We start from the raw sequence: 17,853 nt of genomic DNA, 5'->3' as shown, positions 1-17,853 counted from the left end.
GCGCGGAGTGAGCGACTGCACGGGCAGGACATCCCAGCCCGCCGCCTGTTGTCAGATGACGTCAGGCATTGCCCGTCCCATTCAGCCAGCCCCTTCCACCGAGGAGTCACTTCGTGCGCCTGCATTCCCTTCACGTCCTGGGCTTGATGGCCTGGGGCACCTTGCTGTCCGTGGCGTTCCCAGGACCGGCCAGCGCCCAAACGTCGCAGCCCGGTTGCTACAATCTCGACCTGGAAGCCGATTGGGAGCCGCCCTTCTCGGAGGAGTCCTTCGAGTACCTGCAGCAGATGACGCTCACACCGCAGCAGACGCTGCGCGCCACCCCGCCACTGGCGCTCACGTCCGCTGAAAGCATCGTGCTCCCGGTGAACCAGCGGGTGACCGCCACGTATGTGCATGACGCCTCCGGCACGCGCCCCTCCCTGGGCTACCTCTACGTGGATGAGCTCATCACGCGGGGCTACCTCGACCTGAATGGCAATCTGCGGGATTCCAACGGCAATGGCATCGCGGACCTGCAGGAGGACATCTACAACCTCGCCCCCGCCACCGGCCCCCAGGCCCGCCCATACGTGGGCGCGACCCGGCGCTGCAACAAGGCCTTCACCTCGGGAGGCTTCACCTACAGCCAGCCCGATCTGGCGCTGAGGGAGGGCTGTGACAGCACCTTCACGTCCGGCGCACTCCTGCCGGACGCCCGCCCCGGCACGCACCCCGACGTGAGAGTCGACGTGGTGGGAAGCAACATGGTCGCCGTCCCGAGGACGGGGTTCTCGGACAATGGGCTCTACGCGCGCATCCCCAACCTGCTGGAGCCCGCTCACGCATTGAACAACTACCGAGGACTGGGCCACCCCGTCTTCTTCCCGGGGAGTGGACAGACGGTGGACCTGGGAGCCATCAAGGCGGAACGGGAGCTCGTCTTCTACCTGGTCGTCGCGAACGACGCCGTCACCAGCCCTGATGAGGGCCGGGTGTATCCGTGTCTGCGCAAGGCGGCCAACGGGCAGTGCACCCTGCACCTGAAGACCTCCACATCCGTGTTCTTCTCCAGAGCGAAGTGGAACCTGGACCAGGACCCCGTGGGCAAGTCGCCTGTCGCGGCCCGCAACATCGGATGCGCGTACTCAGAGGAGTGCCTCCCCGAACAGCCCAACCCGCGCAGCGGTGCATGTGCCGTCGCGGCCACCGGCCAGAACCTTTGCGGCTGGCTGGACCCGGAAGCCCTGACCCGGCTCGGGACGGCGCCCTACGGCAACACCTCGCTTCCCATGGAAGCCCGCGTCGTTCCTGTCTCGGGCAACGGCAACATGCCCCACGTCATCCTGGCGGCGCCCAGCGACACCCCGCGGAATTGGCTCCTGGCCTTCGAGGATTTCAGCGGGGGCGGCGACCGGGACTTCAATGACGCCGTCTTCCAGTTCCGGGGAGACGTGAGCAGCGAGGTGAGGTCGTACGTGAGGTATCCCGGCACCCGCACGATGCTGCCCTGGTGCGCCATCTCCCAGGTGCGCTTCCGCAAGGACGACGCGCTGGACTCCGGTTGTGATGCCAGCGCCGCCATTTCGTATGCGGTGGCCACGGACTGCCGCGTGTGCGACAGCCAGGACTTCTGCATTCGCAACTTCACGCCCACCTGGCAGCCGGTGACGTTCCCCGCGGGAGCCCAGGAAGTCATCCTCGATGTCTCCAGCCTCCCGGGCAACCAGCTCTGCTGGAAGGCCAGCATGGCCGGAACGAGCCCGACCTGCCTGCCCACCATCAGCAACGTGGACGTGGGTTACGTCCTTGTCCCCAGGTCCCCCTGAGCAAGGTCCACCTCGGCCTCATTCATTTCGCACGGCCTTTCCTGGCATCCCCCTGCCACGGAGGGAGTCTAGTCGTGCGCCCGTCTGGAATGGCAAGGGCGGCGCCAGGGACGCCGCCCTCGGTCCTCCGTGAGAGGGATTACAGCCGGACCTGGAGCTCGTAGCGGCGGTTCTTCGCCTTCTTCGCCTCGGTGTTGTCCGGCTTCTCCAGGGGGCGCTCGGAGCCGTAGCCCACGGCGGTGATTTCGCCGCGGGGGATTCCGCGCGCGACCAGCTCCTTGACGATGGTCTCCGCGCGCTGCTCGCTGAGCGTCTTGTTCTTCGCGGCGTCACCCGTGGAGTCGGTGTGGCCGGAGACCTCGAACTTGTAGCTCTTGACGCCAGCGGCGACGAGCTGCTTCTTCGCGTCGATGAGGACGTTGGTCAGCTTCTTGAGCTTCGCGTCGCAGCCGGGCGCCAGCTCGGCGGTGCCCGTCTTGAAGCTGCACTGGTTCTTCTTCGCCTCCTCCGTCAGCTTCGTGTTGACGCGCTTCTCGACGGTGGACTTGCCGGCGTCGCCCGCGGCCTTCTTGATGGAATCGAAAGGGCTTTGCGCGGCGGCCACGCCCGGGACGGCCAGCAGCGATACGGCGATGCAGAGCGCCTTGAGCTTCATTCGTGGAACTCCTTGGGCTCCAGGGGAAAGGGAGCCGGAGCCCGAGGCTGCCGAGGGACGCGCGTCGCGTCCAGCGACAAGGTGTGCCCGCGTGGCGCGCCTGCTCGCTAGCCGCCGCGCTTCTTCTTGCCCCGCGCGACTTCTGTAGCCAGGGCGTCCAACCTGGGCGTCCAGAACGCGCGGAAGCGGTCCAGCCAGGCGTCCACCTCCGCCAGCGGCGCGGCGTCCACGGCGTAGAGGCGCCGGGCGCCGTCCACCCGCACCGTGGCGAAGCCGTTGTCCCGCAGGACCTTCAGGTGCTGCGAGACGGCCGACTGGGTGATGCCGAACTCTCGCTGGATGACCTCCACGACCTCACCCGAAGCGTGCTCGCCTTCCGCGAGCAGCTCCAGGATGCGGCGGCGGACCGGATCACCGAGGACGTCGAAGGCGTGCATCAGCCCCCGGTATAGAACGCGGCCGTGCGCTCGGCCATCCCCCGTGCCACGTCCGGCGCCTCCCCGGCCGCCACGTGGGCGTCGGCCCAGGCCTGGGCGCACGCTCGCATGAACGCCTTGGCCTCGTCGGAGGCAACCCAGGAGGCGGCGGCCTCCGCGGCCACGTCCTTGCCGGTTGCGAGGTGCTCGCCCAGGCCCAGGAAGCCCAGGTCCCATCCCACGCCCGTGGCGCCGGGACCGAACTGGCTCCAGAACTGTTCCACGTCCGCGCTGTGCACGATGTGCTCGAGCGTCAGCCGCGTGCCCTTGCCCTCCGGCGTCAGACGGACGGTCACCCAGCTCATCCCTCCGTTCATCTCCCAGGTCAGATCGAACGCCGAGGGCTTGTCACAGCGGGTGATCGTCCCGCCCGCGTTCCCCTTGATCTGATAGCGGCCGCCCTTGTGCAGCGCTCCCTCGACGGGCGCGAACCACCGCGGGATGCGCTCGGCGTTGGTGACCGCGTCCCACAGGTCCTCGATGTCCGTGGGGTACACGCGCTGCGCGACCACCACGTGGGCCGGCTTGCCTTCGTGATCGCGTTCCACGCAGGTGCGGAACTGGGCGCCAATGAGCTGGTGAAGCATGTGCGGACCTCCTCCGTTCACCGGAATCACTACAGTCCGCACTCATATTAGTCAATCCTAATATAACCCCCTCCCTCAGTCGCGCTCCAGCAAGACGAACTGGAGGACGTACGAGGGCTCGTCGATCCACAGCGCCTTGCACACCGAGAACGCGTGCTACGCGGGTGGTTCGCGCATGAGCGGAGGGGCTCCGAGCCACACCGAGTGACGGCGGCGAAGCCGTCACTCCTGGGTGTCGTCCACGAGCTGCACGGGGACACCGGGTTCCGCGGCATCTCCGTTCACGTCCTGGAGGTCCAGCGGACCGGTGGAGAGGATCCAGAGGTCCAGGGTCGGGTCGTCGTCCGTATTCCCCGCGCAGACCAGGGTGATGTCGCAGGCGGGGCATTCGCCGGAGACGCCGAGCCGAGCCTTCACTGAGAGAGGAAGTGCCTCCACGTCGAGGGGACGCAGGTAGGTGAACCGGAAGGTGTCCACCCCGATGGCCACCGCCCCCTCGGGGATGTCGCTTCGCTCTGTGCCGCGGAGCTCCATCGGCCCCGTGCCCGCGAAGTAGGCATAGCGGTTGTTACGCTCGGGCGCGAAACCCACCTTCGCGAAGACCGGCTCGTAGGTGCGCGTGTCTCGGAAGTGGGCCTGCTGACGCTTGTACCAGGCTCTCAGGTTCGACTTGCACTCCGCCGCGCGGGCACGCTGACCGAAGCGCACGAAGTTGCGGACCGTGTTGACGGCCACGATCCCCAGGAACGAACAAGCCATCACGCCCAGGACGATGAAGAATCCCTTCCGTCCGGAACGCCCTTCCCCCTCCGGGCGCGGGCTCATCCCTGCACGTCTCCCGGATGCAAGAAGGCGCCCCACCCTGTCGTCTGATTCATGGCCTCACTCCTCTCCTGCGAAGGCGGAGACCACCCGTTCGATGACGTCGCGGCCGGCCTCGTCCGTCGCATCGGCGGTTGCCCACACGAGCCAGTCTCCGTTGACCGTGCCGGCGCCCTGCTTTCCCTCGGGCACCTGCTTCATCAGCCGCACCTGCGCATGGCTTGCTTCGTCGTAGCCGTCGAACAGATAGACCGACGCCCGGGCCGAGCACGCTGTCCAGGTCTGGCCGAACCCTGCTCGGGCTCCGAGGTCCTGCACGGCGGGAGCCGGCTCGGCAGGCAGGACCGCGTCGCGGCCGGTGCCATGGCGCAACAGCGCCTCACCGCGCTTGAGGGAGGGGTCATCCGGATTCATGGGGCTCCTTCGCGGCAGGCGCTCCTCGCCGGGCTCCTCCGCACGCTGCGATGGACCGCTGGCGCACGCGCCTGTCAGCACGGGAACGAGCAACGCGGAGGCGACGAGCGGCGCGAGGCGAGAGCGCATGGCCCCCTGCGATAACACCTCCGCGCGCCGCACCGCCACCCACCCTGCCCCCATCGCCGTGACGCGCCTGTCAACCCGTTCTCACGCCGACGTGGCGACACCAGGGGCCGGCGGACGTGAAGCTGCGCGCTCCCATTGTTCCGCTTCTGCCTGGAGGAGCACGGATGCGCCCGGACCGTCGTCACTTCCTTCGACTCTCCGCGCTGGGAGGTGGAGCCCTCGTCCTGGGCCCCGCGTTCTGGCGCAACGCCTACGCCGCCCCCGCGAAGCCCGGCCCCGGGCCCTACGGCGCGCTGGCGGGAACAGCGGATGCCCGGGGCGTGCGGCTCCCCGCGGGCTTTACGTCCCGCATCGTCGCGCGCTCGGGGAGCGCTGTGGCCTCCACGGGCTACACGTGGCACGCGGCGCCCGACGGCGGCACGTGCTTCCCCAGCGGGGATGGCGGCTGGGTGTACGTGTCCAACAGCGAGATGACCTCCGGCGGCGCCAGCGCGCTGCGCTTCGACGGCAGCGGCGCGGTGGTGGACGCGTACCGCATCCTGTCTGGCACACGCAGCAACTGCGCGGGCGGGCCCACGCCGTGGCAGACGTGGCTGTCGTGCGAGGAATACAGCGGAGGCCGCGTCTGGGAATGCGACCCGCTGCGCCCGTCCCAGGGCTCGGTGCGGCCGGCGCTGGGCACCTTCGCGCACGAGGCCGTGGCGGTGGATCCAGTGGAGCGGCGGCTCTACCTCACCGAGGACAGCACGAGCGGGCGCTTCTACCGCTTCACCCCTTCCGCATACCCCTCGCTGAGTACGGGCACGCTGGCCGTGGCAAAGGTGACGGGGGATCCGCTCACCGGCGCAGCGGTGAGCTGGGTGACGGTGTCCCCGGCGCAGCCGGCGTCGCAGCAGTCCAACGCATCCCAGTCCACCGTGTTCAACGGGGGCGAGGGCTGCTGGTACGACAGCGGCGTCATCTACTTCACCACCAAGGGGGACAACCGCGTGTGGGCGTACACGCCCGCCACGGCACGGCTGGAGATCATCTACGACGACGACCTCTACGCGAACTCACCGCTGACCGGCGTGGACAACGTGACGGTGGCGCGCTCGGGCGACATCTACGTGGCCGAGGACGGCGGCAACCTGGAGCTCTGCCTCATCACGCCGGACAGGGTGGTGGCGCCGTTCCTCCAGTTGGTGGGGCACAACGCGTCGGAGATCACCGGCCCCGCGTTCAGCCCGGATGGCAAGCGGCTGTACTTCAGCTCGCAGCGCGGCACCACCGGCGCCAGCGGCAATGGCATCACCTTCGAGGTGACGGGGCCCTTCCGCTGAAGGCCCCGCCGCCAGCACATCCACCCCTGCTACAGGTTCTGCGGCTGCTGCGGGCAGTTCGGTCCGGTGCAGGGCGGAGGGCAGTCCGCCGTGCACCAGTTCATCTCGCTGAAGTCACACAGGCCGTCACCGCAGGACGGGCCATTGCAGTCCTGCGGGCAGGTCGCGGACGTCTCCGCGCCGTTGCAGCTACCGTCGCCGCACCAGATGACCGGGCCGCAGTCCTGGGGACACGTGCTGGACGTCTCGCCGTTGTTGCACCAGCCGTCGCCGCAGGAGGCAAGCGGAGGGCAGTCCTCGGCGCAGTTGTCGCTGGACTCTCCGTGGCGGAAGTCACAGACGCCGTCGCCGCAGATGAAGGCACACGGCAGACAGTTCGACGGGCCCACGCCCCCACAGGGACATTCGGCGCCGAGCTCGGACTCCGACTGCGTCAATGATGCTTCATCCACGTTGCCGCAGGCGGCAAGCAAGCCCAACGACAACGACGCGAACACCATCCACAGACGTGCTTTCACGGAGACTCCCGGCTGAAGAGACTCCCAGTGATAGCACACCTACCCCGCGCGACGGGCCCGCCGCCACGCATCCACGGAGCGGGAGTCGTGATGGGCGGTGGCGAGGAGGACGACGTAGAAGCCCAGGTAGGTCATCTGGATGCTCGCCGCGTTCCAGTTCTGCGCGGAGCAGGCGCCGCCAATGAGCAGCAGCATCAGCAGCGCCCCCGCGACGAGCACGCGCCGCACCTCCACGCCCAGAAACAACAACAGGCCAATCACCGCCTCCGCCACCGGGATGGCCAGGCTCACCGCGTACACCCACGCGGGCGGCAGCGGGCTCTTGTCGAAGGAGTCGCGCATGCCCGCCGCGAACGCCGTGAGCTGCGGCAGGCGGACGAGGCCGTGAAGGGCGATGTTGAGCCCCAGGCCCACCCGGGCCAGGGCGTACGCGAGGCCGGCGTTGTCCGCGGGCTGCGAGGGCACGGTCATCGGGAAGACCTCCGGTGGCGTCCTGTGTCCCTCCGAACGCCCGCGAGGACAAGCCCCGCGGGCGTCAAATCATTCTTCGATGGACTCGAAGGATGGGCGCATCAGTCCCAGCGGCTGGTGAGCTTCAGCTTCCACTCGCGCAGCTTGCCGTTGCCCGTGCCCGACGGGTTGACGACGTGCAGCTTCCACAGGCCGTTGACGGAGCCGTCGCGCGGAATGCCTCGCGTCACCGGGATGCGCTTGGGCGGCGTGCCCTCGTTGGGGCCGTCCCACAGGAGCGCCGTCTCACCGCCCGGATCCTCCAGCGTGAGCACCAGCTTGGACGGGTTGTTGTGCGCCAGGTCCAGCTCCACCGTGATGTCCTCCGGCACCGTCGCCAGGCCCACCACCGGCTGCGTCGACGTCCGCGGCGTCGTGTTCCCCGGCAACGCCAGGTCCGCGAACGCCGTGAACTCGCCCGACATCCACGCCGGCCGGCACCAGCCCTCCGTCGCGCCCGAGTCCAGCCCGTGGCACGCGAGCCCCTCCTCACACGGCACGAAGCGCGAGCACGACGCGCCGTCGCCCGGGATGCTCGCCGTCGTCACACAGCGGCCGTAGGGGCTGGAGCCGTCATACGGGATGCCCTCGCAGTGCAGCCCCGTCCCGCACGTCGCCGCGCCCGTGCACGGGTCGCCCTCCGCGCCCTCCTGCGTGGCCGCCTTGAGGTTCTGCAGCGCCGCCGCGTCCACGGACGGCAGCCGGCCCAGCTTGAGGATGTCGTAGAACGGCCGCGCCGCCACCATCGCGTCCGCCGCCACCGCCGGCACGTTGTACGTGGTCTGCAGCGCCGCCAGCGACTGCGTGTTCACCACCGCCAGCACGCGGCGGGCCTCCGCCACGTTGAAGGACACGCCCTGGAACGTGCCCACCCAGCCGTCCACCGGCAGGTCCACCCGGCCCGTGCCCCGGGCGTACGTCTCCAGCGCCGTCAGCGCCGCCGGTCCCACGTTCTGCAGCGCGGCCACCTGCTCGATGGAGACGAAGCGCCGGTCATCCGCCGTGTGCGCGATGCCATCCGGCCCGTAGCGGAAGTTGATGATGCTCTGCGCCGCCTGCGAGTTGAGCGGCACCTGCGTGTCCAGCACGGCGAAGGTCGTGGCCCACTCGTTGAGGAACAACACCACCCCGTTGCCCGCGGGCGTGCCCGAGGCCAGCTCCTGCGCCCGCGCGGACAGCGCGTCCGCGGGTGTATCCGACACCGCGGCCGCGCCGCAGCTCAAGAAGAGGGGAACCGAGGAAAACGAAAGAAAACGACGGAGTCTGGAGTTCATGGCGTCCATGTACTCCAAGACAGGCCGCGTGTCGGCGACCGTTCAGGTCCTCTCTTGATAGAGCGCGATGACCGCGTGGACCTGGTCGGTGACCTGCTGGAGGCGGTCCGCCGCGGCGTGGGTGGCCTCCACGCGGGCCACCGAGGCCTGCATCACCGCGTTCAGGTCCGACACGGCGTTGAAGATTTGCGACACGCCCGCGGACTGCTGGCTCACCGACGCCGAAATCTGCCGCACGGCATCCGCGTTGCCCTTCACCAGGCCGGACAGCATGCCCAGCCGTTCGCCGGAGGCCCGGATGGTCTCGATGCCCCGGCCCATGCGCTCGCCACCCTGGCGGGTGAGTTCCACCACCCCCTGGATTCGCGAACGCGTGTCATCCAGCACCGCGCGCACCTGTTGCGTGGCCGTCACGGACTGGGACGCCAGGCCTCGCATCTCCCGTGCCACCACCGCGAAGCCCTTGCCCACGTCCCCGGCCCTCGCCGCCTCGATGGCCGCGTTGATGGCGAGCACGTTGGACTGGTCCGCCAGGTCCTGCACCGTCCGGGTGATGCCGGCGATCCGCTCCGTGTGCGTGGCCAGCGCCTGGATGCGCTCGGTGAGGTCCACCGACTGCGCGCGCACGTCCGCCAGCCCCTCCACGCTGCGGCCGATGGCCTCCTCCACCGCCTCGCCCACGTTCCCGGCCTCCTGCGTGGCGCCCAGCACCCGGGCCGCCTGCGCGGAGGCCGCCAGCGACGTCTGGCGGATCTCCTCCGCCGTCACCCGCGTCTCCTCCAGCGCGCGGGCCTGCCGGGTGAGCTCCTGGCGCTGCTCGCGGGTGGACTCCATCAGCGTCGTCACCGAACTGCGCAGTGCGCTCGCGGTGCCCATGAGCGGCTGGACGACCTGCTCCTCGACCGCGGCCCGGGACAGCTCCAGCTGCGCCTCGCGCCGGGCCATCGTCTCCAGGGCGCGCTGGCCCTGCACGCAGGCGACGATGAGGAAGAGGTCCTCGAAGGCCACCCACGCCGTGTGCTCCAGCCACCGCCAGGCTTCATGCGCGTGGACGCCGAAGATGGACTCCGGCCAGAGCGAGCCGCGCAGGACGAGGTCCGCCACCACCACGCCGCTGAAGGTGAGCAGGACCTTCCAATCCCGGTAGAAGGAGAACAGCGCCAGCGAGCCGAAGATGTGGAAGTGCGTCTCGATGCGGCCGCCCATGAGGTGGACGAGCAGCCCGGACATCAGCGCCTGCCCCACCGCGATGACGTGCCGGGTGGACGCGCGACCGGGACGCGTCAGCGCGAGCACCACCGGCGGCGCGCTGAAGAGCAGCCCCAGCCCCACCGCCGCCTCCACATGGAACCGGACCGCGCTCTCCAGGCCCGCCCAGACGCGCGGCGACACGAACACCGCCGCCGCGATGCCCGCGAGCCACTGCAACACCACCAGGGCGACGAAGGTCCGGTCCGTGCGCCGCGCCAAAGACAGACATTGCGCTTCATAGAGCTGGCGCGACCGCGTGGACACGTCGGCTTCGGACAGGTGGATTCTCATCGCGGAGCTCTCCGCACGGGGATGCCCGGGCCGGGGCATCCTCGGGGCCATGCCCGGCAACGGGGGCTGCGGGCATGGCCATGCTGGAGAGTTCGCGCGGGATTGGCAATACACTCTTCTCAGACACGGATAAGCGTCAACTCCAGACGCCAGAGCGTTCCGCGAGAACCGAGCCCCCTCCCGCGGGAGACCCCGGAGTCTCACCCGTGAATTCTTGTGTTCACTGTTCCCAGAGCCGGATTTCAGTGCCCGCGCGGCGCACGAGCAGCGGGCTCGAAGCGCCGTCCACGGGCTCGATGCGGCCCGGAAGCGCCGCGGCCTGGACGCACCTCCAGCCTCGCCCGGCGAGCGCGGCGTGCACCCGGGCGCCGAAGCCTCCGCCGTAGGACGTGAGCACGTGGGACGCGCGCAGCCGGTCCAGGAGGTCGCGGCAGGCGTCGTCGGAGAGGTAGTAGAGCACCTCCGCGAGCAGCACCAGGTCCGCCTCCAGCGCCACGTCCTCCGCGCGGGCCTGCACGATGCGCACGCGCGCGTGGCGCCCCAGCCGCTCCCTCAGGCGCGCGACGAAGCGGGGCTCCGACTCCACGGCCTGGACGTTCGCGTCCGGGAAGAGTGACAGCAGGTGGCCGGTCATCATCCCCTCGCAGGCGCCCACGTCCACCACGCGCCGGGGCGGGCCCGCGTGGCGCAGCGTCGCGAGGACCTCCTCCGTGAGGGCGAAGCGCTCGACCTCGTAGGTGGAATGGGCGAAGCCCCACGGGTCCGCGAGCTCCGCGAAGACCTCCGGCTTCGTGAGGGACAGGGCGCGCACCATGTCCCCGGCCCGGACTTCGGTGAAGGCCTCGATGCCGGGCCCGTCGCGCACGGGGTCCGTGCATGCGCCGGAAGCGGCTCCATCCGGACGCTCCCGGTAGAGCGAATTGAGCAGGCCCAGCTTGCGCTGGAAGGCCGCGTCATCCAGCACCGTGCAGACGGTGGGCCGCGCCCCCGTGGCGGGCACCCACAGCCGGTCGAAGGCGCGGCTGGCGAGCAGCGCCACCTCGCGGTGCAGCGGCGCGTCCTCCTGGGGGCTGTGCGTGTAGACGCGGACGTCGCTCCGGGCGCGTTGCTCGCGGCACCACGGCCCCACCTCCGAGGGGCACAGCAGGAGGTGCGTGCTCCTCGCGCCCAGGGCCCGGCCCACGGCCTCCAGCTCCCGGCCCGTGCTCCCGTGCTCCATCACCACCGCCACGTCCGCCCCCGGCGCCACCGTGCTGAACAGGCGCACGACGTCCTCCGGGTGGGCCACGACGATGAGCGCCGGGGCCTTCTCCATCTCAGCCATGCTTCGCACTCCCACTTGGAAAGGGACTCCGTCAGGGGCGGCTCAGCCGAGGGCCGCGCTCCAGTCGGACACGTCCTGCGCCTCCTGCTTCGGGAAGCGCAGCAGCGGCAGCAGCTGTTCGCGGATGAGCGGCTCCCAGCGCAGCCGCTCGGACAGCGCCCAGCCCGTCGCCAGCAGGAGGCGGCCCTCGTGCGCGTCGCGCGGGAGGCGGCGCACCACCTCCTCCGCCACGCGCTCCGCGGTGCGCAGCTCCTCTTCCCGCAGCACGCTCGCGGGCAGCGCCTTCCACGTCTCCACCGAGTGCGCCAGGCGCGCCGCCCGGGCATCCGCCACCGGATCCGACACCACCAGGTTCGGATGCGCCGCCTCCGACAGCCCCTGGCGCTCGCACAGCGCCTTCAGGGCGCGCCGGGCGCCGCTCACTCCGGAGATGACGCAGATGGCGCCGCAGCCCAGGGCCTCCAGCTGCGCCAGGCCGTACGACTCATACAGCGACTGGCCCAGGGACACGTCCGTGGCGCGGTGGAGGTCATCCCGCGTGAAGTCCAATCCCTCGGGCCACGTGGGCTGGTTCACCAGCGCGATGTGCAGGCCCGTGTCCTTCGCGTTGAACGCGTCCACCCGCGTCCTCAGGGCGCGCAGGTTGTCGGACGGCTCCGCGTCGTTCCACTCCGTCACCATCACCAGCAGCGCGGGCTTGCGCTCCGGGGGCAGCCGCGTGGCCAGGTGCTCGCACACGTCCACGTCGCGCCAGAGTCCCTTGCAGACCTCGTCCCTCGCGATGTGCGTGAGCAGCAGGCGGAAGTCCCTCCCCCACTGCCTGCGCGCATGGGCCAGCACCTTCGCCCGCGAGGCCTCCTTCGCGTCCCAGCCCGTCTCGATGGGCCGGTGCCCGTGGGGCACCACCGTCACCGGCTGGAGCGAATAGCGCGTGTCCAGGAAGCGCAGCTCGTCCGCCACGGACGCGCTCACCGCGCCCACGCGGTCGCACAGGTGGCCGTTGCGCAGGATCTGGAAGCTGGGCCAGGTGCCCACCGGATACACCTCGTCCAGCGTCTTCCCCTGCTCCATCGCCAGGCGCTGGATGTTGTAGAAGCGCGCGTCGGACGGGCCCTGCCCTCCCTGGCCGTACTCCACGAGCACCCGGGGCGTGCGCACCTCGCCCGCGTAGTACACGGTGCGGCACCAGGCGCGCCCGTCCAGCAGCGCCTTGTACGCGAGCGGCAGCGACAGGTGCTCCTGCGCCAGGATGACCGTCCCCGCGCCATCCTTCGGACGCAGCCGCTCCAGCGCGTCGAAGACGGGCTCCGCGAGCACGATGGCCAGCATCGCGTCATGGTCCAGCGCGGGCGCGTCCAGCAGGCCATGCCGCACGGCCTTGCGGAACAGGCGGTTGACCCAGGGCGCCGCGCCCAGCCGCGTACCGAAGCGCTTGCGCCACATGCGCGACAGCCCCCGCCACGCCGCCGGACGCGGACCCCGGCAGTCGAACGGGAGGTCCACGCCGAGCAGCGTGTGCAGCCGCGCCAGGAACTTCGGCAGCGTGCCCAGGCGCACCCGGTAGCCCCGGAGCACGTCCGTGAGGTCCACGAGCAGCACCTCCACGGGGCCGCCCGGCGCGTCGCGCCGCCCGTAGATGAACGACACGTCGTGCTGCTCCTCCACCGGCTGGAAGACGCGCGTCCACCGCTCCGGGTTGTCCCGGCGCAGGCCGCTGTAGAACACCTCGCCGTGCGCCTCCAGGTCGCGCGCCAGCGACTCCTCCGGCGCGTAGGTGCCCAGGCCGCACGGCCGCACCGTGGGGCTCACCAGCAGCGTGCGAGGGAAGGCCTGCCGGTACTCGGGCGCGGACACCAGGTGCTCCAGCACCACGCCCATGCCGCCCAGCGTGCGGGTGGCTTCATAGGAGAGGTGCACCAGCATGTCCCCCTCCGCCCAGGGTTCCCGCGTGCTCATGACGCCACCGTCCAGACGCGCTCGCACAGCCCCCGGCCCGAGCCCAACCGCCGCGCGTGCGCCTCCACCGCGGGCAGCGTGTGGGGCTCCAGCTGGCTGGCGTAGAAGGACAGCCCGCGCACCTTCGCGGCCCACAGCGCCGTCATGTCCAGGCACCGGGGCGACAGCCCGAGCGCCCAGGCGTAGTCGACGATTTCGTCCTCCGGGTGGTGCGCGGAGTACGGCAGGTCCTCGTAGTAGACGACGTTCCGTCCGCCGCGCAGGGCCCGCACCGCGTCGCGCACCATCAGGTGGTCCACGTGGCTGGAGATGCCCAGCGGCACGTAGCAGACCGCGTCCGGGGAGACGTTCACGAGCACCTCCTCCAGGGCCAGCCGCACGCGCGAGGCCAGCGCGGCCCGGGCCTCCTCCGGCTCGGGAAGCCCCCCCGGTGGTGCACGCAGGCTGGTGTCGCGGAAGCCCAGGTGCACCAGGTCCGCGCCGTGCGCCCGGGCGAACCGCCGGTCCTCGCCCATCCGCAGCGACGTCACCGCCATCGCCCGCGAGGGGTCCACCGGCAGAGCGAACTCCCAGCAGCTCTGCGAGAAGACCGTGACGAGGGTGGGCACGACGCCTCGGGGTACTCCGAGCAGGCTCGCGTACGCGCACAGCGCCACGTCGTCCGGATGCGGGGAGAAGAAGACGTGCTCCGCTGCCTCTTGCTTCGGGTCGCGCGCGCGCTCAGCCACGGGCGCCTCCCGCGAGCGGCGGCGTGGGCCACGCGTCCAGCGGCAGGTCGTGCAGGTCGCCCTCGGGCGTGACGAAGCCCAGGATGACCACGCGCTCGCCGGCGTTGTGCACCGTGTGGCGGAACGCGCGCACCGGCGCGTCCAGCTCGCGCGTCAGCCCTTCCGAGAACCGGCCGGAGGTGATGAGCCAGTGCCCTTCATCGTTGGGCATCAGGCGCGGCGTGTCCCCATCCAGCCACACCAGCCCCGGGCGGGACTCCCCCATGTTGAAGGTGAAGAAGCTCTTGTCCGAGTGCGGCTCCGACGCGTGCGCCACCACCTCCCGCCTGCGCCGCGCGGTGCTGGGCGCGTGGTACTTCACGAACCGCACCGCCCCTTCCGTGCGGCGGCGGAACAGCCGCGTGAGCCCACCGGCGCGCAGGCCGTAGCCCCGCTCCAGCGCCTCCAGCAGCGCGATGCCCACGGCGTGGCAGGCGTCGTACGCGTCCTCGGAGGCCTCCAGGAGCTCCCGCACCGGCTCCGGCACCACGCGGCGGCGGAAGCCCGTCCACATCGCGGGCTTGGCCATGAAGGCCTCGATGGGCTGGCGCACCTCCGGCGACTCCGGGAACCAGGTGGCGTTGTAGCCCGTCTCGAACACCGTGGCCGCGGGCAGGAGCGCGTGCAGGTACGGATGCGCGAGCAGCGCGTGCTGGAAGGTCGCCTCGTAGCGCTCGAACAGCCCCGCCAGCGCGTGGCGCTCCAGGAAGGCCGCGGGACGCTCCAGGTAGAAGAAGCCTCGCTCGGACAGGTAGGTGACGAGCCGCCGCGCGAAGGACTCCCGCTGGCGCGGCGTCCCGGACACGAAGTCCTCCAGCCGCAGCGGCCGGATGTCCGCGAAGCGCTGGGGCTGTCTGCGCACGAGGCCATCGCGCGCGGAGGCGAAGGGTCTGGGAGGCAGGGACGGAGCCGGTGTCCGTGGCGCGGTGGCGGGCATGGGATGTCGGGTCGTCATGGGTGGGACTCGGGCTGGAACGTGTCGCAGGTTACGGGCGGCGTCTGACATGCATGGATCCGCCTTGACCCAGCCCCCGCCCAATGCCTCTCAAACCCAGCCACCTGCCGGGTCCTGCGGACCGCACGCGGCGTCGCTCGGGCGCACGGCGTCATGGGCCACGGACGGCGCCCGTCCGCCCACATGCGAACATCCCTTATTCGCTCGGGATGACGGCCTGGGCCGGTGGGTCTGGAAGGCACCTCCCGCGAGCGCTGCTTTCGCCGGGTTGTATGGGTGGGAACAGCGATTGCGACGCGAGGGCCGGTGCCTTGACGGAGTCCCCCGCGCTCACGCTCCAATCCCTGTCATGCCTGCGCATCCGAGACGCCGCTTCATCCTGCTCCTGATGGCGGGGGCCTGCGCCTGTACGCGCGCCCCGGCCCCGCGGGACGTCGATGCCCTGGCGCTCTTGCGGCGGAAGGACTTCCGTTCCCTGCGGCCCGCTCCCGCGGCGAAGCCGGAGCGCCCGGGGGTGACGGGGCTGCGCCTGGACGTGATGCCGGAGCACGCGCGCGTCTTCGTGGATGGCCGCGCCATGGGGCTCGCGCGGCAGATGGGGGCGCTGCTGCCGCTCTCGCCCGGCGTTCATCAGGTGAGCGTGCGATTGGAGGGCCACGCGACGTGGCGGGCCGAGGTGATGGTGGGCGACCGGCCGGAGCCCATCCAGGTGACGTTGACCGCTTCGCCCTGACGCGAAGCGGGCCGTGACGCGCAGCACACCGGCCATCCGTCGGGGGAGGCACACGCGTGAAGCAGCCAAAGAGGAAGGGCCGGCTGTTCCGGTTGCCGTTCGCGGATGCGCCGGAGTCCCGCGCGCGGCTGTGGAAGAGCATGACGGAGCACGGCCTGTTCGTCCCCGAGGACACGCCGCAGCCCATCGGGACGGAGTTCGCGCTCCAGGTGGCCTTCCAGGGGGACGGGCCCGTGGTGTCCGGCCGCGTGCGGGTGATGGAGCACGGCGTGTCCGGCTGGGTGCGCGGCTACTTCGTGAAGTTCGTCGCGTTGGACGCGGGCAGCCTGCCCCTGCCCCTGAGCCCCCGCGAACCCCCGCCCCCCCCGGTGGCGGCGCCCGCCGCGAGCTCCCCCGGCGGCGCGCCCGCGGCGAGCGAGGCGACGTGGAGGGAGGAGCCGACCCCGGTGGGCATCCGGCCGCGCTCCACCGTGGATGGCATGTCCGCGCTGAATGACTACTCGCACCTGGAGCTGCTGCACGTGCGCGACCCGGAGGCGTGGCAGGGCGGGCTGCGGCCGTTCGACGCGTTCGGGCGGTATCAGCTGCTCCAGCGGCTGGGCGCGGGCGGCATGGCGGAGGTCATCCTCGCCCGGCGCACGATGGCCGAGGGCGTGGACAAGCTGGTGGCGCTCAAGCTGGTGTTCCAGGAGTACGCGCGCCACCCGCGCCTGTCGGCGCTGTTCCTCACCGAGGCGCGCTTGAGCGCCACGTTTCAGCACCCCAACGTCATCCAGGTGTTCGACGTGGGCAGCGCGGCGGGCCGGCCCTTCATGGCCATGGAGTACGTGCACGGCCGCAACGGCGCGGACCTGGTGCAGGCGCTGCGGCGGCGCGGCCGGCCGCCGCCGGTGGCGCTGGCGGTGGCGGTGGCCATCGAGCTGGGCAAGGCGCTGGAGTACCTGCACGGGCAGCGCGACCTGGATGGACGCCCGCTGCACCTGGTGCACCGCGACGTGAGCCCGGGCAACGTGCTGGTGGGGCTGCACGGCGAGGTGAAGCTGGTGGACATGGGCGTGGCGTCCGCCAGCATCGCCAGCGGCAATGACCTGCTGGTGGTGGGCAAGCGCGCGTACATGGCGCCGGAGCAGGCGGCTGGCGGCCGTCCGGAGCCCGCGTGGGACATCCACGGCATGGGGCTGGTGCTCTATGAGCTGCTCACGCTGCACCGGGCCTCGGAGGCGGCCTGCGGCACGGAGGGGCCCCCCGGGCTGTTGAAGCCGTCCCACTTCAACTCCCAGGTGACACCGGAGCTGGAGCGCCTGGTGCAGTGGGCCACCGAGCCGGAGCCGTCCGCCCGGGCCTCCAGCGCGAAGGTGCTGCGGCAGGCGCTGGAGCAGGTGCGGAGCACCCTGCCCCCCTTCGACCTGGTGCAGACGATGCACGAGCTGTTCGGCGACTCGCTGGATCAGGCCCGGCGCGAGACGGAAGCGCTGATGGGGATCGCGCGGAACAAGGACCGGTCGCATGCGTTCCCGCGCTACCGCCGGTGGCGCCATGCCGTGGAGCGGCGCATCCCGGCGGCCGTGAAGCTGGCGGCCGCGCGGCACGGGCGCGCGCTGCGGTGGGGCGCGCTGGCGCTCACCGTCCTGTGCGCGACGGGGGTGGCGTTGCTGTGGCCGCTGCATACGAGGGAGGTGGCGCTGGCGCGGCATCTGTCTCGCGCGGACCGGCTCATCGCGGTGGCGAAGCTGTCGGGCGCGGGCGAGGACACGGCGCTGGCGCAACTGCAGGCCGCGCGGGCGCTGCGGCCCGAGGATCCACGCGTGCGCTCCAGGCTGGCGGCGCTGGCGGATACGTTCGAGCGCCTGGCCACGGAGGCGACACGGCGCGGGGACGTGGCGGAGGCGATGGCACACCTGCGTGCCGCGCTGGAGGCGGCGCCCGAGCGGAGCGCGGTTCGCGTCCGGCTTCGATTCCTGGAGGAGGAGTTGCGCAAGGCGCCCTCGGGTTGGAGGGTTCGGTGAGCGCGCCCTTCCCGCGTGGAGGCCGCCGCGGCGCGGGCGATCCACCGGGCGCGGT

17 protein-coding genes are annotated in these 17,853 nt (G+C 71.1%); 4 read left to right on the top strand and 13 right to left on the bottom strand.

The features are described 5' to 3' along the window. Positions 1-113 precede the first annotated feature (113 nt). The gene (locus KYK13_RS17195) at positions 114-1,808 is read left to right on the top strand and encodes a DUF4114 domain-containing protein (protein ID WP_223645638.1); all 1,695 of its coding nucleotides are present in this window, start codon (positions 114-116) and stop codon (positions 1,806-1,808) included. Positions 1,809-1,947: 139 nt separating this feature from the next. Here KYK13_RS17195 and KYK13_RS17190 read toward each other — a convergent pair whose 3' ends face one another. The 5 genes from KYK13_RS17190 to KYK13_RS17170 form a co-directional block, all read right to left on the bottom strand. Continuing rightward, complete coding sequence (locus KYK13_RS17190; protein WP_223645637.1) at positions 1,948-2,463, bottom strand: OmpA family protein; 516 nt, start codon at positions 2,461-2,463, stop codon at positions 1,948-1,950. A 107-nt stretch (positions 2,464-2,570) separates the two neighbouring features. After that, positions 2,571-2,900, bottom strand: a complete 330-nt coding sequence (locus KYK13_RS17185; RefSeq protein WP_223645635.1) for a helix-turn-helix transcriptional regulator — start codon at positions 2,898-2,900, stop codon at positions 2,571-2,573. Beyond that, the gene (locus KYK13_RS17180) at positions 2,900-3,526 is read right to left on the bottom strand and encodes an SRPBCC family protein (RefSeq protein ID WP_223645634.1); all 627 of its coding nucleotides are present in this window, start codon (positions 3,524-3,526) and stop codon (positions 2,900-2,902) included. The genes KYK13_RS17185 and KYK13_RS17180 overlap by 1 nt, the downstream gene beginning before the upstream one ends. Before the next feature lie 222 nt (positions 3,527-3,748). Continuing rightward, positions 3,749-4,351, bottom strand: a complete 603-nt coding sequence (locus KYK13_RS17175; RefSeq protein WP_223645633.1) for a fimbrial protein — start codon at positions 4,349-4,351, stop codon at positions 3,749-3,751. Positions 4,352-4,408: 57 nt separating this feature from the next. Beyond that, positions 4,409-4,762, bottom strand: a complete 354-nt coding sequence (locus KYK13_RS17170; RefSeq protein ID WP_223645632.1) for a hypothetical protein — start codon at positions 4,760-4,762, stop codon at positions 4,409-4,411. Between the two features lie 293 nt (positions 4,763-5,055). On the opposite strand from KYK13_RS17170, the gene KYK13_RS17165 reads away from it, so the two are divergent. Continuing rightward, on the top strand, positions 5,056-6,213 hold the full coding sequence (locus KYK13_RS17165) for an alkaline phosphatase PhoX (RefSeq protein WP_223645631.1): 1,158 nt from the start codon (positions 5,056-5,058) through the stop codon (positions 6,211-6,213). A gap of 29 nt (positions 6,214-6,242) precedes the next feature. Here KYK13_RS17165 and KYK13_RS17160 read toward each other — a convergent pair whose 3' ends face one another. The 8 genes from KYK13_RS17160 to KYK13_RS17125 form a co-directional block, all read right to left on the bottom strand. After that, a complete protein-coding gene (locus tag KYK13_RS17160; RefSeq protein ID WP_223645630.1) occupies positions 6,243-6,731 on the bottom strand; it encodes a tenascin-X in 489 nt (162 codons plus the stop codon). Between the two features lie 39 nt (positions 6,732-6,770). Further along, positions 6,771-7,202: a MauE/DoxX family redox-associated membrane protein gene (locus tag KYK13_RS17155; protein WP_223645629.1), complete on the bottom strand. Its 432-nt coding sequence runs from the start codon at positions 7,200-7,202 to the stop codon at positions 6,771-6,773. A gap of 101 nt (positions 7,203-7,303) precedes the next feature. Then, the gene (locus KYK13_RS17150; protein ID WP_223645628.1) at positions 7,304-8,515 is read right to left on the bottom strand and encodes a proprotein convertase P-domain-containing protein; all 1,212 of its coding nucleotides are present in this window, start codon (positions 8,513-8,515) and stop codon (positions 7,304-7,306) included. 42 nt (positions 8,516-8,557) lie between these two features. Continuing rightward, the gene (locus tag KYK13_RS17145) at positions 8,558-10,057 is read right to left on the bottom strand and encodes a methyl-accepting chemotaxis protein (protein ID WP_223645626.1); all 1,500 of its coding nucleotides are present in this window, start codon (positions 10,055-10,057) and stop codon (positions 8,558-8,560) included. Between the two features lie 220 nt (positions 10,058-10,277). Next, complete coding sequence (locus tag KYK13_RS17140) at positions 10,278-11,381, bottom strand: class I SAM-dependent methyltransferase (RefSeq protein WP_223645624.1); 1,104 nt, start codon at positions 11,379-11,381, stop codon at positions 10,278-10,280. A gap of 42 nt (positions 11,382-11,423) precedes the next feature. Continuing rightward, on the bottom strand, positions 11,424-13,337 hold the full coding sequence (locus tag KYK13_RS17135) for a hypothetical protein (protein WP_223645622.1): 1,914 nt from the start codon (positions 13,335-13,337) through the stop codon (positions 11,424-11,426). Further along, entirely contained in the window at positions 13,334-14,065 is a 732-nt protein-coding gene (locus KYK13_RS17130; RefSeq protein WP_223645621.1) for a PIG-L deacetylase family protein, read from the bottom strand. Before KYK13_RS17130 ends, KYK13_RS17135 begins: the two co-directional genes overlap by 4 nt. Next, positions 14,058-15,059, bottom strand: a complete 1,002-nt coding sequence (locus KYK13_RS17125) for a hypothetical protein (protein WP_223645620.1) — start codon at positions 15,057-15,059, stop codon at positions 14,058-14,060. Before KYK13_RS17125 ends, KYK13_RS17130 begins: the two co-directional genes overlap by 8 nt. Positions 15,060-15,408: 349 nt before the next feature. Here KYK13_RS17125 and KYK13_RS17120 point away from each other — a divergent pair, with 349 nt between their 5' ends. Together KYK13_RS17120 and KYK13_RS17115 are read left to right on the top strand one after the other, a co-directional pair. After that, entirely contained in the window at positions 15,409-15,792 is a 384-nt protein-coding gene (locus tag KYK13_RS17120) for a PEGA domain-containing protein (protein WP_223645619.1), read from the top strand. Positions 15,793-15,848: 56 nt separating this feature from the next. Continuing rightward, complete coding sequence (locus KYK13_RS17115) at positions 15,849-17,798, top strand: serine/threonine-protein kinase (RefSeq protein WP_223645618.1); 1,950 nt, start codon at positions 15,849-15,851, stop codon at positions 17,796-17,798. The last annotated feature ends 55 nt before the right edge of the window (positions 17,799-17,853 follow it).

Origin of the sequence: Corallococcus sp. EGB (assembly GCF_019968905.1) — a bacterium.
GTDB lineage: Bacteria > Myxococcota > Myxococcia > Myxococcales > Myxococcaceae > Corallococcus.
This window is presented reverse-complemented; position numbering and strand designations above follow the sequence as displayed.

Coding starts and splice junctions, on each gene's coding strand:
- KYK13_RS17190 (WP_223645637.1), bottom strand. CDS start 2,463: ATGAAGCTCAAGGCGCTCTGCATCGCCGTATCGCTGCTGGCCGTCCCG.
- KYK13_RS17185 (WP_223645635.1), bottom strand. CDS start 2,900: ATGCACGCCTTCGACGTCCTCGGTGATCCGGTCCGCCGCCGCATCCTG.
- KYK13_RS17180 (WP_223645634.1), bottom strand. CDS start 3,526: ATGCTTCACCAGCTCATTGGCGCCCAGTTCCGCACCTGCGTGGAACGC.
- KYK13_RS17175 (WP_223645633.1), bottom strand. CDS start 4,351: ATGAGCCCGCGCCCGGAGGGGGAAGGGCGTTCCGGACGGAAGGGATTC.
- KYK13_RS17170 (WP_223645632.1), bottom strand. CDS start 4,762: ATGAATCCGGATGACCCCTCCCTCAAGCGCGGTGAGGCGCTGTTGCGC.
- KYK13_RS17165 (WP_223645631.1), top strand. CDS start 5,056: ATGCGCCCGGACCGTCGTCACTTCCTTCGACTCTCCGCGCTGGGAGGT.
- KYK13_RS17155 (WP_223645629.1), bottom strand. CDS start 7,202: ATGACCGTGCCCTCGCAGCCCGCGGACAACGCCGGCCTCGCGTACGCC.
- KYK13_RS17150 (WP_223645628.1), bottom strand. CDS start 8,515: ATGAACTCCAGACTCCGTCGTTTTCTTTCGTTTTCCTCGGTTCCCCTC.
- KYK13_RS17145 (WP_223645626.1), bottom strand. CDS start 10,057: ATGAGAATCCACCTGTCCGAAGCCGACGTGTCCACGCGGTCGCGCCAG.
- KYK13_RS17140 (WP_223645624.1), bottom strand. CDS start 11,381: ATGGCTGAGATGGAGAAGGCCCCGGCGCTCATCGTCGTGGCCCACCCG.
- KYK13_RS17135 (WP_223645622.1), bottom strand. CDS start 13,337: ATGAGCACGCGGGAACCCTGGGCGGAGGGGGACATGCTGGTGCACCTC.
- KYK13_RS17125 (WP_223645620.1), bottom strand. CDS start 15,059: ATGACGACCCGACATCCCATGCCCGCCACCGCGCCACGGACACCGGCT.
- KYK13_RS17120 (WP_223645619.1), top strand. CDS start 15,409: ATGCCTGCGCATCCGAGACGCCGCTTCATCCTGCTCCTGATGGCGGGG.